Genomic DNA, 15,578 nt, shown 5'->3' with positions numbered 1-15,578 from the left:
ATTATTAAATTTAAAACCAAACGCTTTTTCTTGAAACTACTTATCATTGAAGACGAACCGGCACTGCGCGAGAGTATTGAAAAATATTTTAGCGAAGCCGGGGTGTTGTGCGAAAGCTGCGACACCCTCGATGGCGCAATAAGCAAAATTTCATTATATGACTATGATTGTATTTTGCTGGACATAGGCCTGCCTGACGGCGAAGGCTTTACTGTGCTGGAGCATCTGAAAGCCCACGGCAAAAACGAAGGTGTGTTAATTATTTCTGCACGCAATTCGCTTGATACCAAAATTAAAGGGTTGAATTTAGGCGCAGACGATTACCTGATAAAACCTTTTCATTTAGCTGAGCTGAAAGCGCGCATTGACGCTATTTATCGCCGAAGAGCATTTAATACCAACAACTTACTCGTGCATGATTTGATTAATATTGATCTGTCTGCCCGCGAGGTGAAGGTCAATTCCGTAAGCCTTATTTTTACCCGTAAGGAGTACGATATGTTGTTGTACTTTATTGCCAACAAGGGCAAGGTTATCTCAAAAAATGCCATAGCAGAGCATTTGTGGGGTGATGAGTTTGATTTGGCCGATAGCTTTGATTTTATCTATACCCACATCAAGAACATACGCAAAAAATTAATGGAGGCTGCACGTAAAGACTATATCAAAGCCATTTACGGCGTAGGTTATAAATTTGTATAAGTGATAAAATTATCGGCCAGATATAACAAAGCGACGTTGGTTATCACCATTGTTGTGTTACTGATTACCGGCGCGGTGTACTATGCCTTAATCAATTACATCGTCAACAAACAACTTGACCGAGACCTGATAGAAGAACTTACTGAAATACGCGATTTTGTAAAACAAAATAAGCATTTGCCGCAACAGTTGGATTTTGAAGGCGACCAGACGGCATTTACCCCTACAACTCGGCAAGAATCGTCCATCACTTTTTACGACACCCCTTACTATAAACGCAATAACAAAACAGAAGCAGGGCGCGCAGTCAAAGCGTTTATAACCCTTCATGGCAAGAATTATGTTGCTACTGTAACTATTTCAAAAGAGGGTTCTGAAAACATTGCACAGCTGATTATAGGCGTCACCATATTGTTGACTGCCGTTTTAATAATTATTTTGGCATTAACAAACCGTTATATCTTTAGCGGCATATGGCAGCCTTTTTATGACATACTGCAGGAGTTAAAAGCATTTAATATTGCAGATTCAGAAAACATTAAAACTAACAGTAGTAATATTGAAGAGTTCAGAGAGTTGAATGATGCGGTAGCTACGATGTCGACCCGCGTAAAAACAGATTATCAAAATTTAAAGACGTTTGCTGAAAATGCCTCGCACGAAATGCTGACGCCCATTGCAGTAATCAATTCTAAACTGGATACACTGATACAGGATGAACAATTGCGGGACGAGCAATTTGCCCAAATCAGTCACATATACGCAGCCACTAATAAATTGTCGAGGTTAAACCAATCGCTTTTACTTTTGGTGAAAATTGATAATCACCTGATTAATGAAGTATCGACCTTTAACCTTAAAAATGTTATTGTTCAAAAAGAGCGCCAGTTACAGGAACTGGTTCAGAGCAAAGGCATTACCCTGATTGATTTACTTGACGATAAAGAAATCACCGCCAGCCAGTATTTGATAGAAATATTAATTAATAACCTGTTCAATAACGCAATTAAACATAACGTTACAAAAGGGCAATTATACATCAGGCTAAGCAAACGCGAGCTGGTATTTGAAAACAGCGGCAGCGCTGCGCTTAACGACGCTGAAATTTTTGAGCGCTTTAAACGCGGCAGTAATTCAGATGGGACGGGGTTGGGATTAACCATCGCAAAAAATATTTGCGCACAATACGGTTACCAACTGACCTATAGATTTGAAAACCAGATGCACCGGTTTAGCGTTATCTTTTAGGTTGTGGATCGATGTAGACAACCTGCATCTCTGTCAGTTCCTGAGCACGGGTAGCCTTATTTAAAAACTTAGGTTTAAGGCGGCTTACCCAATAGCGTTCAAATAATTTTAATGATTTAATTTGCCAGCCAAGTTCAGCCAATTGCTTGATCCTGTCGGCCTTACCGTAAAATATAAACGGAGTTACAGGGTAGTTTTTTGGGTTGTCATCGGTAATAGTATTAACCTGCGATTTGATGTAAAAGGTAAAGGATGACACATACTCATCGTTCAATTGCACCACCGGTAAATTCTGAATATTGTTTTGATTGATCCACATCGCAGCCTCGCCGCCCGCCTGATATTTCAATAACGAGCTGTAGAAAATGGTGTTCAAATAAATATTAACAAAGAATGAAACTATCGCAGTAAGTACTACCATCTGTGCTACTACCCCCCGGGTAACACGATGCGGCAGATAGAGCAGCCCGGCTATACACAGCAACAAACAAATAGCCGCAGATAAGTTCCATGTTTCGGGCTGATAAAAGTAATTTAAACCAATGATGAGCAAAGCCATCAGCCCGGTAACGATGGTTTGGGCTACCCGGATAGCTTTGATGCTTTTTAGCTGACGTACATTTTGCAAATACTGAGCCGTAATAATAGCGAAAAATGGATAAACAATATTTAAATAATGCGGCAATTGAAACTTAGAGGTTGAGAACAGCAGGAACGTCAGTAGTGAACCGGAGATGCAATACCATTCAGTTGTCTGTATGTGCCTGGCGCCTTTTTTAATAAATTGGTAAATAGCCACAAATAGCAATAGCGACCATGGCAAGAAAGCCCACAATGTGGTATGAATAAAAAAGCTTGGATCGCCGTGCCCTTTAATGGGCCCGGTATTAAAGAAGCGGCCAAACTGGCTATCCCAGAAAAAGAAGCGTACGCCTGACACGCAATGCTTGTCAAATATTAACTTTTCAGGATGTAAGTCGAATTGCTGGTAAAGACAATAAAGTTCAGGAACAATAAATATCAGGGTTAAAACAATAGCCGCTAACCAGCGCAGGCTAAACAGTTGTTTCCATTGCCTGGTGATCATAAAATGCCCCGCAATAGCTCCACCGATAGGTATAACAGCAAACACGCCCTTGGTCATGATAGCGCAGGCGGCGAACAAGCATCCCCATAATAATTGCCAATAACTGTTTTTGGTATGCGATTGATATAAGTGATAAACCGATGCAATAATCAACCCGGTTAAATAAGGCTCAGCCCGAACATCATTATTGGAGAGGACGATATGCTGGGCTGTCAGCAAGATCAAAGTCGCCCAGAGACCGGTTTGTTTGTTGTACAGCGATTTTCCAAACAGATAGGTATAGAAAGCACCCATCATCATAAACAAAATACCTGGCAGCTTATACGCCCAGGTACTAATGCCAAAAAGCCGAAAAGACAAAGCAGTAACCCAAAACGGGAGGTGGGGCTTATCTAGCCAGTCGTGTCCATAAGCATACAGATCAACAAAATTATTGGTCTGCGCCATGGTTTTGGCTATACAGGCATATAAGGTACCATCGGGACCGATTACCGGGACAAACAGCCCGCTAAAATTCACCAAAACAGCTACGCCAATGAGCGCGTAAAGCCATTTAGTTTCAACTACCGGGGTTTGTTTATCCATTTGAGGGTAAAGGTAATAGTTTTGGCAGACTACCTTTGCTGCCTATTGCTCAATAATCGATAACCTACCAGTTCATCCCATCGGCCGCTTACCGGGCGATAGTAAACCAGTAGCTGATATTCATTCTCCGTTTCAAAATGGCTGCCCTCAATAGGTATATCGTCGGCCTTACCTGTTTTGTCAACCCAAACGTATTCGTAATCATAAACACCTTGTTTTAGGAACAGGTTGGTGAAGAAGCGACCTTTTATGGCGTCAAAATCCATTTTGCTGCTGGCATCGAGCTTGTAGTCATTGAATTTACCGACGATGTAAGCCGAGCCTTCCTGATCTGTTTTATTGGCGAATAAAGCGAAATACATGTGGGCATAATCGGCGTCGCGTTTAGGCTCGCCGCTGCCGTCCTGGTTCAGGATGAAGTATTTGCCATCGTTATCATATAACAAGGTGTAACCCTCCTGACTACGTGGCGGGTCGGTTAGCAAGGTAACTGTGTAAGCCGTATCCCTATAGATATGCCCTACCCTATCAGAATTTAACCGAAGGCTACGGGTATCAAAGTGCCTGAACTCATTACGACCAGGAAAATCATTGGCGTTAATATCGTTATAAACCAACTGCGTGCCGCGGATGGTTGAGGGTGATGTGTTCCAGATGCCGGTTTCATAACGGGCATTCTGCATCAGGAAAACTTTAATATCGGTATTAGGATTCTGTACATTCAAGCCGCCGAAAGCAACCTGAAAGTTTACCTTTTGGTTGGTTTGCCTTAACGACGGATCGTTAGAGGGCGCTATATCGGCAGCTATAGCAACTTTGGCATCCACCACATACAAACGTCGTGTCAGCACCATTTTTGCCTGATCGGCATCCTCATAAACTTTCAGTATATAGTTGCCCGATATTTTAGGCTTCATGTTTTCATTAGGCACCTTTAGCTCATAGTGCGTATATTTCTGTAAGGTGGAGACCGAATACCTGTAATCCAGCAAACGGTCGTCCTGGAAACCCTGGAGGTATTCAGATTTCGAGATATTGCTTGAGTTCCATTTACTATCGCAATGTTCAAGCGTATAATAGTAATTGCGCGTACCGCCGCGCAGGTCATCAAACATTAACAAAGCCTGTTCGCCCTGCAAAGCAATAACCGGGAACGACATGTCCATTTTGGCATTGTAAAACTGAACGGCTTTGATGTGCGCATTGTAAACGCTATCCGTATAGGGCTGACTGTAGGCCTTGAACCCTATCAATATGAAAAGAAGTGCAACGCAATTTCTCATGATGCAATAATACGTACTTTTCGGTGGGTTATAAACGCGGGTGTTCCACATAAATGTGAAACACTTTGGAACACTTTTCCACAATATCATTTGATTATCAACTAGTTATAAAAACACCTGAAACAGTGTGAAACACTACCAATACTTCAAACATATGGGTTTAAGTATTAAAATACCAATGACTTATATCAAATTTCATCATTGTAATGAATTAAAGTGAAACACCAACGTTGAAACATACCCAGGACTCTTAGGTATAAAACTTGAAACCATAAAAAAAGCGCTGAACGGAGTTCAACGCTTAAAAATCTATCAAACAATCTTATGCTTCCAGTTCCATGATCTGCTCGGCCAGTTCTTCCCATTTTTGCTGGGTTAGTTTAAGTTCGTCTTTCTTTTGGCTGTAGGTGGCGTTGGTTTCTTTTAGCTTGCCGGCGTCGTTATAAATCTTTTCGTCGGCCAGCGCGGTCTCCATATCCTTTACAGCTTTTTCTAAAACTGAGATCTGTTCTTCCATTTTTGAAAGATCCTGGTTCATCTTTTTCAGTTGCTGCTGCTTGTTTTCCGATGGTTGCACTTTAACCGGTTCAAGCTTTTTCTCCTCCTTTTTTGGCTGAGCAATTGGCAAACCTTTAGGCTCAACTTTACGCTTTGCGGCCCACTCTTCATACTCCTGATAAGTACCCGGATATTCTTTGATCTTTTGATCTTCAATAAACCAGATCTTGTTGGCGATATTGTCCAGAAAGTAACGGTCGTGCGATACGACGATTACCGTACCTTCATATTGTTGCAGGGCCTGTATTAAAATATTTACTGAGGCCATGTCCAGGTGGTTAGTGGGCTCATCCAGCACCAGGAAATTGGCATCGGCAGTTAAAGCTTTGGCTAACGCCACACGCGACTTTTCGCCACCGGAAAGTACCTTGATCTTTTTAAACACATCGTCGCCTGTAAACAGGAATGAACCTAAGATTGAGCGTAATTCGGTGTCTGTATGTTTCGGGGCGAATGATTGCAGTTCCTGCAAAATCTGGTTTTCCAGGTGCAGGCTCTCCAGTTGGTGCTGCGCAAAAAAGGTTTGACTAACGTTGTGCCCGGTTGTTGCTTTACCTTCAAATTCTTTGTCGGCACCGGCTATGATGCGCAGCAAGGTAGATTTACCGCGACCGTTAGCACCAATTAAGGCTATTTTGTCGCCTTTTTCAATAATGGCCTCGGCATCTTCCAGAATATCGATATTAGGATACTTTTTGGTAATGTGCTCCAAAGTCACTACATGACGACCCGATTGTTTGCTAAACTTAAAGCTAAAGTTAACTTCAGGATTATCGTCATCTACATCGTCGATACGCTCCATTTTGTCGAGCATCTTGATACGCGACTGCGCCATTTTTGCTTTTGACGCCTTAGCGCGGAAACGTTCGATTAAACGCTCTTCCTGGCGGATCTTTGATTGCTGGTTTTTAAACTCACCACGCTGTATTTCGGCACGTAGCTCTTTTTCTTCTAAATAAAAAGAGTAGTTGCCCGCATAAACGGTCAGCTTGCCTTTGCGCGACTCGACCGTACGGTTTATTACTTTGTCCAGAAACCATCTATCGTGCGATACGATAATGATAGCGCCGGGAAATGATTTCAGATAATCTTCAAGCCATTGGATAGACGGTAAGTCTAAGTGGTTGGTAGGCTCATCGAGCAGCAGAATGTCCGGCGCCTGCAACAATATCTTGGCCAGCATTACACGCATGCGCCATCCACCCGAAAAAGTGCTTAACTTGCGATGGCAATCGGCTTCGCTAAAACCCAGACCGGCCAAAATTTCGTGTGCCTTGTATTCGATGTTGTAACCATCTAATGCTTCAAACTCTGATTGCTTGTCGCTTAGTTTATGGATCAGGTCCTCGGTATAATCAGTTTCCAGCTTTTTAAGCAGGGCCTCAATCTCGTCATGCAACTGGTTTTGGCGCTCAAAAGCTTCCATAGCCACGTGCACTATGTTTTTGTCGGACGAATAAGACAAGAGGTCCTGGTTAAGGTAACCCATAGTCAGGTCCTTAGCCATTGATATAGTACCCGATGTCGGGGTATATTCGCCGGTAATAATTTTTAAGAGTGTGGTTTTTCCAGTCCCGTTAGCGCCGATAAGGCCTATCTTTTCACCGGGTTTAATATGCCAATTGGCCTCGTCATACAATGCCCTCGCACCGATCTCGAACGTAAGATTATTTATAGCAATCATTTGCGCGCAAAGATACGGTTTTTAAGCGGGGCTTAAAAACGGAGATTGGTGATTAGTTGATTGGAGATTAGGGGACATCATTCCGTAGAGACGCAATATTTTGCGTCCCCACTGTGAAGTCAAAATTATTATCAGAAAAAGAGACGCAATATATTGCGTCTCTACATCTTATCCCTTCACCGCCTCCAACCACGTGTGGGCCATCAACGCAGCTCCAGCAATTGACGGATGTACGCCGTCGCCTGTCCAGTAAGCGGGCGGAGCCTGGGTTATGGCTTTGTCGAAAGCGGCCTGATAAGGCACGAATGCAGCGTCGTATTGATCGGCAATATCGCGTGCAGCTTTTTTGAATTGGTTAAAAGCTGGATACCAGGCATCGGTGACGGACCTTACGCCCAATACGCCAAACGGTTCGCAGATGATTAGTTTTACATTTGGCAGTGCTGCTTTGGTTCGGTCGAGCAGCTTTTTATAGTCGGTAATGTAGTTATCAATAGTACCGGTATAGCCGTTAGTCAGGGTATGCCAATAATCATTTACGCCGATATGGATGCTCAGTATATTTGGTTTAATGGCCAGGGTGTCGGCGTCCCAGCGATCGGCCAGCTGGAAAACTTTGTTGCCGCTTACGCCTTTGTTATAAATTTTAAGATCCTTCCCCGGATATTGTGACAATAACTGTCCGGCAGCCATCAATGCGTAACCATTACCCATAGCGCCCGCATTGTTTGGCGAAAAAGCATTACGGTTACCACGACCGGCATCTGTAATTGAATCGCCCTGAAACAGAATAACATCGCCCTGATCAATACTTACCCTTCTGCCCTTAGGCGCAACGGCCACGGCCGAGCTAACTATTTGCGGTATGCTGATAGCTGCTACGGCACCTATTGAGGCGCTTTTGATAAAACTGCGGCGGTTGTTTTCCTGATTTCCCATAAATTATAATTGGTTGATGCCTTGCCTGGCGATGACCGAATTTACAGATTAATTTAAAAATTCAAACCTATGGCACTTTAATTATTCAGGGTCAGCCCTAAAACTGCTAACTTCGCGCCTATGTATAAGCTTATTAAACCTATCTTTTTTCAGTTCGACCCGGAAAACATCCATTATTTTGTAACGCGTAACTTAAAACGCTTTAACCGTTTGCCGGGTGGTGCAGCTTTGAGCCGCGCAGTGTGGGATATTAAGGATCATCGCCTGCAGAAAGAAGTTTTTGGTTTGAAATTTATCAATCCGGTAGGTTTAGCTGCAGGTTTTGATAAAAACGGCGAAGTAATCAGCGAGATGGCAAACCTGGGTTTTGGTTTTATTGAGGTAGGTACGGTTACTCCCCTGCCCCAGCCAGGCAATCCTAAACCCAGGATGTTTCGCAGCCCGAAGGAAAAAGGCCTGATCAATCGCATGGGTTTTAATAACCTGGGAGTTGATGTAGTGGCCGAGCGCATTGCGGCCTATCGCCACAAACACCCCAAAAAGCAACAGGGATTAATCATCGGCGGCAATATCGGCAAAAATAAAAATACACCGAACGAGGACGCCGTAAGTGATTACATTAAATGCTTTGACCGCCTGTTTGATGTGGTTGATTATTTTGTGGTGAACGTAAGCTCGCCAAATACCCCCGGTCTGCGTGCACTGCAAGAAAAAGAGCCTTTGATGGCTATATTAAATACGCTGCAACAGCGTAATAATAAAAACGGCATCAGCAAGCCAATTCTGCTTAAAATAGCGCCCGATTTGACAAATGAGCAATTGAACGATATCGTAGAGATTGTTCAGGAGACAAAAATCGCCGGGGTTATAGCCACCAACACCACCATCGACAAATCAGCAATAGCCGATGCAAAACTAAAAGAAGAAGCCGGGGGGTTGAGCGGCGCACCGCTAACCAAAAGATCAACCGAGGTTATTCGTTATCTGTCAAAAAAATCAAACGGTTCGTTCCCCATCATTGGTGTAGGCGGCATACATTCGGCCGAGGATGCTTTAGAGAAACTGGAAGCTGGTGCCTCGCTGGTGCAGCTGTATACCGGTTTTATTTATGAAGGGCCTGGATTGATTAAAAGGGTTAATAAAGCGCTATTGAAATCGTAACGAAATATGGCAAATACATTTTCTCAAATCTATCTGCAATTTGTATTTGCTGTGAAAGGCAGGCAAAATCTCATACCCAAAGAACATAAGGAAGAATTGCACAGGTATATTACGGCATTAGTGCAACATCGCCATACCAAAGTGCTCGCTATTAATAGCATGCCCGATCATATCCATTTATTTGTCGGATTTAAACCCACCATCTTGATTGCTGACTTTGTGAAAGAGATCAAAGTTGAAAGCAACGAATTTATTAATAGCAAAAATTGGATAAAAGGTAAATTTAGCTGGCAAGAGGGTTATGGGGTATTTTCTTACTCCCAATCGCACATCGATAGTGTTGTTAAATATATTTTGAATCAGGAAAAGCATCATCAAAAGAAAACATTTAAACAGGAGTACATCGAACTATTGAAGAAATTTGATATATCTTTTGAAGAATGGTTTTTGTTTGATTTTGGGGCGGGATGAATAGCGTTGCGTTTAAAGGAGGCTCCTATGGAGCCAAACACCTCTCTCTGTTCTTTTCTATAAACACGAGGCTCCTATGGAGCCATAGCTCCGCTAAACAATGGTATTTAAGCGAAAGCTCCGTGAGGAGGCTGACACGAGGTTCACATTGAGCCTGGCCCGGCAAAACAATTCTATCTAAGCGAAAGCTCCGTTAGGAGCCCTCGTGTTTATAGAAATGCATAACAAAACGACTTGGCTCCATAGGAGCCTCCTAAAACAAGCGAAAATATAGCCTATAAAAAAAGTCCCGTCGGCACAACCAACGGGACTTTCAATATCTGAATAATCTTAAATTAAATATTATTTAAGAGCAGCAGCAGCTTGCGCCAACACCGCATTGTTAATGCTGATCTGGCTTTTTGCTGACTCGTGCGAACGGCTTCCTGCTTCCAGGTTGGTAGCGTTCTTTAAAAACTGAACTTCTAATCTTGAGAAGGTTTTGTTTCTTCTATCTTTTCTTTTTAAACGTGTTACGCCCATGACTTTATTTTTAATAGCTGTATACCTGAGGTCGGAAGCGGATTCGAACCGCTGTAGGAGGTTTTGCAGACCTCTGCCTAGCCACTCGGCCATCCGACCCTGTTTTTTAGGAATGCAAAAATAGTAATTATTTGTTGCGAACCAACATTTATTTAAGCTTATTTCTGTTTATTTCTGAACAAAATATTGCTGTAGCTATGGCAACGTTCAAACTTTCGGCCTTACCCCCGCGCGGAATGGTGATGGCCCGGGTAACCAATTGCTTCACATTTTCGGTTAAACCCTTGCCCTCATTACCCATGACAATCAATCCTTCAGTACCAAAATTGGTAGCATAGATGTTCTCACCGTCAAGCAGTGCGCCGTAAACCGGTAACTTTGTGTCGGTAAGCATTTGTTTCAAATCAACGTAGTGTACGTTTATCCGCGAAAGCGAGCCCATGGCAGCCTGCACCACTTTGGGGTTATAAACCTCTACACAATCTTCAGAACAAATTATATTTTCTATACCAAACCAGTCGGCCGTACGAATAATGGTGCCCATATTGCCCGGATCCTGAATACCATCCAACACAATTGAAAATTTTTTGTTAAGAGTATCATGAGCCAGGGCCGGCCATTGCGGTATCCGCACAGTTGCTACAACATCGGCGGCCGTTTTTAATGCGCTTATTTTTTCAATTATGGCAGATGATATCTCGATGGAGTTTATTTTCTGCGATAATTTAAGCATTTTTGGGGCCATGGTTGCCGTATGGTAAACAGCTTCGATCTGGTAAGCCGAATTGTCAAATTCGCTCACAGATTTGAAGCCTTCAACCAAAAACAAACCATGTTCGCGGCGAAACTTTTTTTGTTGTAAAGATTGTAATAAACTAATTTTTGATTTTGAAAGCATATATAGGCACAACTAAATACCGTATTGCAATATTAAGTATTCTGCTGCTTATTATAGGCTCGGGTTGCAGTTTAACCCGCGGACTCAAGGGAAATGAAAAATTAGTGCGTAAAGTGACCATTAAAGGCATGGATAAAGAGTTTGTTGAGCAGGCTTTAAACTATGTAGATAAGCAACAACAGCCTAACAATGCCTTTAACCTGCAACTTTACTATTGGTTTAACAAAAAAGGTAAAAGAAATATTGGCGAACCGCCTGCTATCCTGGATAGCAACCTGGTAGAGTTCTCGCGTTTACAAATCGAAAAATTTATTAAAAGCAAAGGCTATTTAAAGGCTAAGGTGGATGACACTATCCAGATCAAAAAGAAAAAGGCACAGTTATTATTTGCTGTAAACCAAGGGCCAATGTTCAGGATACGGAAGATACAGGACAGTATTGCAGACACGAAAGTGCGCCTGTTATATCGCAAAACCCGTTTGGTGTTCTCGCACCTGCAACCTGGCGGCAGGTTCGATACCGATAGCCTGGCTTTTGACCGCGATGCGTTTTATCAGGAGATGAAACGCAATGGCTATTATGATTTTTATCGCCAATATATCAACTATACGGCCGACTCCACTTATAACAGCGGGGTAGTTGATCTGACCATGTTTATTGACAATCCGGCAGATAAGAACGCCCACCCTATTTATACCATGAACAACACATTGGTAACCATTTCAAACAGCAATGGGCAGTATAAGGGTAAAGAGGATACCATACAAGTGGACAGTCAATTCAGGTTTGTTGATTTTTCGCATCGGTTTAAACCACACCCGGTGGTTGACTATGTGCTGTTAAAAAAAGGCGACTTATACGATGCAGACTTACAAACGGCCACCACCTCGCGCCTGTCGGAACTTAATGTGTTCAGAAACGTGCCCAACCCGGAGTACATTAAAACATCTGACAGTACCAACCGCTTAAACATGGTACTGAAACTGATACCGCTTAAGCGCATGTCTGACCGCGTAGAAGGCGAGTTTTTATTTGCCGACGGCCGGTACGGTTACAATATCGGTAATACATTTACCGACAGAAACATTTTCAAAAAGGCCGTAACGCTGCAGATAAAACTAAATCTGAGCGTGTTATATGACAACGGCACTAACACCTCTAATAATAAAAGTATTGTAGAGAACCAGGATTTCAAAATTGGGGCGAGCCTGATTTACCCATGGATAGTTACACCGTTTAATTTTGCCAAACCGGGAAAATACGGGGTACCGCATACCACGTTTTCAAGTAATTATTCCTTGTTTTTTCAAAAAGGGCTGGTTGAGCGTACCAGCTTAGTAAACTCTATCACTTACGATTTCCTGGAGACGGCTAACAAAGTGCATAGCATAACCCCTATTGATATTGAGTTTTCGAGAGGTATTATTGACCCGCAGGCACGTGCCGAACTGTTAAGTAAAAACAGTTACTCTTATATTTATCTTATAGGGCGAACCATCTTTACTACAGGTAGCCAATATACTTACCAGGCCAATGGTAACTTGCTAAACAGTTACCACAACTTTACCTACTTCAAAGGATCGTTAGACATCGGCGGTAATTTCTTATCAGCTGTAAGCAATTTAACCAACTCACCAAAAGATACCCTGGGCAAGCATACCCTGTTTGGTTACACTTTTGCCCAGTACGCAAAAACAGAGATTGACTTGCGCATTTACCGCAGTTTTGGTGGCGAGCGCCAGTTTATCTTCAGGGTAAACCCGGGTATTGGTATACCGTACGGCAATAGCAACCAACTGATATTTGAGAAAAACTTTTACACGGGCGGGGCAAATGATATCCGCGCCTGGTTACCACGTACTTTAGGTCCCGGGCAGTTTAACCGCGCCACTGCTTACGGCGGCGACACTACACTACGCAGCCGCTTGAAGTACATCGATCAGTTTGGCGAAATTAAATTTGTAACCAATGCCGAATACAGATACAAATTAGTCAATAATTTTTTTGGCTCTAAGTTAAAAGGGGCTGTATTTATTGATGCAGGTAACGTTTGGCGCCTGCATAAACAACCTGAGAATCCAAACGGCGAGTTCAGATTTAATAACCTGCTGCAATCAAGCGCTATTGGCATTGGTACCGGCTTGCGTTTTGACGTTAGCTTTTTCGTATTCAGACTGGATGCCGCATTTAAGTTTAAAGACCCGCAATTTAATGGCGCCGACCAATGGGTGCTCATTAAACATGGCAATGAACTTTTTCATCCGGGTGCATTCAAACAGGCTTACCTGGATGCCAATCGTGTGGGTGTAGATGCAAATGGCAGGTCAATCGGCGATACCTATAACTTCATGCAGCTTAACTTTGGCATTGGAATGCCGTTTTGATGGATATGCGAATGTACGAATATGCAGATATAGATCATTTTGATGTGGTAATTTTGTAGAGAAATTTGCTGTTAAATGAAAAAGGCTCATGGTTTTACCATGAGCCTTTTTCATTTATTGTCATATGCACATCTGCATATTCGCACATCTGCATATCTTCATCTCAAAACATCCCTTTCAATCCATCAAAAATACTCTCGAAGAACGTTGGGACACTAAGGCCATTGTGATGGTTGAAATAGATAAATATCAGGAATATCACTATTGCGATAATAATAAATCGCTTAAACATATAGCCCAACAATACCAGCGCCAGGGGGATAATCACTAAAAGCATCCAGCTGATATGTATCGGTTTTAGTTTGTTGGATGATTTGTAGATATAATACAATGCCGAATGCGTACCTGCATCATTAATATGCTTCACATAAAAAAAGGCAGACTTATCTAACTTATGACGATAAAAGGCCGTCCCTTTTTGAAACTGCAGTTGCTCTTCAAAACCATTGATGGTGAAAGCGAAGACACCGTCTACATTTTCCTGCACATTACCCAAACTATCGGTGGCAACTATGGCTACTTCGCTATCAGCAAAGGGATTTTCCTTTACGTCAAAATGCTTTATGGCAATAGTGTCTGCAAAGGCAAAATCGGCGGCAAAAAGTATCAACGCAACCACAAATAATATCTTTTTCATTTTTATTGCTAGGTTTGAAAGTTTAAAACAACACGCTTTAAATTTAGTTAATATAAACATCAATTTAAGTGCATCTGATTTTTAAAGCAATAATGCCGAATAACCTGTTAATGTTTAAATTTTTAACGCTATTTTTTTTCACAACTTTAATAGCGCAGCCTCAACCTGATAAACCAAATTTCGAAGGCGACCGCATTTGCGGCAAATGGATATCGTCAAATAAAAACCTTATTGTACAGATCTATAAAACCGGCAATATTTACCGGGGCAAAATGGTTTGGTTTAAAAGTGATGACAACAGCAAAACCATGGAAGAGTGGACCGATAAGCATAACCCCGACCCTAAGCTGCGCAGCCGTAAAATATTAGGTATCGACGTAATAAACGGGGTAACTTACGATGCAAATTCAGAGAGTTGGGAAAACGGCAAAATATATGATGCACAAACCGGCCACTATTGGAGCGCTGTCGCCAAACTCGATAAAAACGGCGTTTTAAAAGTAGTTGGCTACTGGCACTTTAAGTTTATAGGCAAGACGATGATATTCAACAGAGTTCAATAAAAGAGAAAGGCTTCACAAATTGTGAAGCCTTTCTCTTTTATCATTTGTTATTCTGAGTATAACGAAGAATCTTATACATCATCCCCATTCACTATCACTCTCATAAATTCTTCGTTGTAGCTCAGAATAACAAGCATCATGACTGCTAGCTAATTAGCTCTTAATAAACTCGCCGTTAGCTTTAATCTGTACTTCGTCACTTAATACAGGTGCAGTAAATTTCTGCCCGAAGTTAAACTCTGAACGTTTTAACTCACCGGTTAACTGAAAACCTGCAGAAGTTGTATTAGTTTGCGGGTTAGTGAAGTTACCACGGTATACCAGGTTCATGGCAACAGGTTTAGTAACACCATGCAGGGTTAAGTTACCTTTTAATAGATATTTATTAGGAGCCACCTTGGTAATGCCGGTGCTGGTAAAATTCATGGTCGGGAATTTATCAACCTCAAAAAAGTCGGCGCTTTTTAAGTGAGCATCGCGTTTGTCAACTTCAGTGTTAATAGATGCAGTTTGCGCTACCAGTGTAATTTTAGCATCGCTGAAATCTGGTTTATTGCTTACAATAGTTGCATCAAAATCTTTAAACAAACCATCAACGTCTGAGATGGAAAGGTGTGTGATAGTGAAAGTTAACTTAGAGTGCATTTTGTCCGATTTCCAGGTGGTTTGCGCGAACAAAGTATTTGCAGTGAATACAATAGCTGCAAAAAGTAAAATGGTCTTTTTCATTTGTCTTGTTATTAATTTTGACAAATGTAAAAAGACCACTTCAAAATACATGTTTAAACATATATTT

General features: G+C 42.0%; 14 protein-coding genes and 1 tRNA gene. 6 read left to right on the top strand and 9 right to left on the bottom strand.

The genetic code is table 11. From position 1 onward, the window contains the following. Positions 1 to 30: 30 nt before the first annotated feature. Both ACFS5N_RS16085 and ACFS5N_RS16080 read left to right on the top strand, forming a co-directional pair. Positions 31 to 702, top strand: coding sequence for a response regulator transcription factor (locus ACFS5N_RS16085; protein ID WP_377187829.1), 672 nt, complete (start codon positions 31 to 33; stop codon positions 700 to 702). Next, positions 703 to 1,950, top strand: coding sequence for a sensor histidine kinase (locus tag ACFS5N_RS16080; protein ID WP_377187826.1), 1,248 nt, complete (start codon positions 703 to 705; stop codon positions 1,948 to 1,950). It abuts the gene before it with no gap. On the opposite strand, the gene ACFS5N_RS16075 is transcribed toward ACFS5N_RS16080, so the two are convergent. From ACFS5N_RS16075 to ACFS5N_RS16060, 4 genes are all read right to left on the bottom strand, one after another. Beyond that, positions 1,940 to 3,622 carry an ArnT family glycosyltransferase gene (locus tag ACFS5N_RS16075; protein WP_377187823.1) on the bottom strand — a complete coding sequence of 561 codons (1,683 nt, stop codon included), beginning with the start codon at positions 3,620 to 3,622 and terminating at the stop codon, positions 1,940 to 1,942. The genes ACFS5N_RS16080 and ACFS5N_RS16075 overlap by 11 nt on opposite strands. 29 nt (positions 3,623 to 3,651) lie before the next feature. Then, on the bottom strand, positions 3,652 to 4,905 hold the full coding sequence (locus ACFS5N_RS16070; protein WP_377187820.1) for a type IX secretion system plug protein: 1,254 nt from the start codon (positions 4,903 to 4,905) through the stop codon (positions 3,652 to 3,654). A 322-nt stretch (positions 4,906 to 5,227) separates the two neighbouring features. Next, complete coding sequence (locus ACFS5N_RS16065; protein ID WP_377187818.1) at positions 5,228 to 7,147, bottom strand: ABC-F family ATP-binding cassette domain-containing protein; 1,920 nt, start codon at positions 7,145 to 7,147, stop codon at positions 5,228 to 5,230. Positions 7,148 to 7,315: 168 nt separating this feature from the next. After that, positions 7,316 to 8,086, bottom strand: coding sequence for an SGNH/GDSL hydrolase family protein (locus ACFS5N_RS16060; RefSeq protein ID WP_377187815.1), 771 nt, complete (start codon positions 8,084 to 8,086; stop codon positions 7,316 to 7,318). Positions 8,087 to 8,206: 120 nt separating this feature from the next. Between ACFS5N_RS16060 and ACFS5N_RS16055 the strand changes: the two genes are divergently transcribed. Continuing rightward, complete coding sequence (locus ACFS5N_RS16055; protein WP_377187812.1) at positions 8,207 to 9,247, top strand: quinone-dependent dihydroorotate dehydrogenase; 1,041 nt, start codon at positions 8,207 to 8,209, stop codon at positions 9,245 to 9,247. A 6-nt stretch (positions 9,248 to 9,253) separates the two neighbouring features. Beyond that, positions 9,254 to 9,718 carry an IS200/IS605 family transposase gene (gene tnpA / locus ACFS5N_RS16050; RefSeq protein ID WP_377187809.1) on the top strand — a complete coding sequence of 155 codons (465 nt, stop codon included), beginning with the start codon at positions 9,254 to 9,256 and terminating at the stop codon, positions 9,716 to 9,718. Positions 9,719 to 10,060: 342 nt separating this feature from the next. Here tnpA and ACFS5N_RS16045 read toward each other — a convergent pair whose 3' ends face one another. The 3 genes from ACFS5N_RS16045 to ACFS5N_RS16035 form a co-directional block, all read right to left on the bottom strand. Next, complete coding sequence (locus ACFS5N_RS16045; RefSeq protein ID WP_377187806.1) at positions 10,061 to 10,240, bottom strand: spore protein; 180 nt, start codon at positions 10,238 to 10,240, stop codon at positions 10,061 to 10,063. 28 nt (positions 10,241 to 10,268) lie between these two features. Further along, positions 10,269 to 10,339, bottom strand: a tRNA-Cys gene (locus ACFS5N_RS16040). Between the two features lie 49 nt (positions 10,340 to 10,388). Then, positions 10,389 to 11,138: a TrmH family RNA methyltransferase gene (locus ACFS5N_RS16035; RefSeq protein ID WP_377187803.1), complete on the bottom strand. Its 750-nt coding sequence runs from the start codon at positions 11,136 to 11,138 to the stop codon at positions 10,389 to 10,391. Here ACFS5N_RS16035 and tamL point away from each other — a divergent pair. Continuing rightward, positions 11,129 to 13,522 (top strand): translocation and assembly module lipoprotein TamL, encoded by a 2,394-nt coding sequence (gene tamL, locus ACFS5N_RS16030; protein ID WP_377187800.1) that lies wholly within the window; start codon positions 11,129 to 11,131, stop codon positions 13,520 to 13,522. The genes ACFS5N_RS16035 and tamL overlap by 10 nt on opposite strands. A 163-nt stretch (positions 13,523 to 13,685) precedes the next feature. Here tamL and ACFS5N_RS16025 read toward each other — a convergent pair whose 3' ends face one another. Next, positions 13,686 to 14,219, bottom strand: a complete 534-nt coding sequence (locus tag ACFS5N_RS16025; protein ID WP_377187797.1) for a hypothetical protein — start codon at positions 14,217 to 14,219, stop codon at positions 13,686 to 13,688. Between the two features lie 110 nt (positions 14,220 to 14,329). Between ACFS5N_RS16025 and ACFS5N_RS16020 the strand changes: the two genes are divergently transcribed. Further along, positions 14,330 to 14,782, top strand: a complete 453-nt coding sequence (locus ACFS5N_RS16020; RefSeq protein WP_377187794.1) for a DUF2147 domain-containing protein — start codon at positions 14,330 to 14,332, stop codon at positions 14,780 to 14,782. Positions 14,783 to 14,935: 153 nt separating this feature from the next. Here ACFS5N_RS16020 and ACFS5N_RS16015 read toward each other — a convergent pair whose 3' ends face one another. Beyond that, the gene (locus ACFS5N_RS16015; RefSeq protein WP_377187791.1) at positions 14,936 to 15,511 is read right to left on the bottom strand and encodes a YceI family protein; all 576 of its coding nucleotides are present in this window, start codon (positions 15,509 to 15,511) and stop codon (positions 14,936 to 14,938) included. Positions 15,512 to 15,578: the final 67 nt, after the last annotated feature.

Origin of the sequence: Mucilaginibacter ximonensis (assembly GCF_042686265.1) — a bacterium.
GTDB lineage: Bacteria > Bacteroidota > Bacteroidia > Sphingobacteriales > Sphingobacteriaceae > Mucilaginibacter > Mucilaginibacter ximonensis.
Note: the sequence above shows the minus strand (reverse complement) of the source record. Positions and strands in the feature narration are given on the sequence as shown.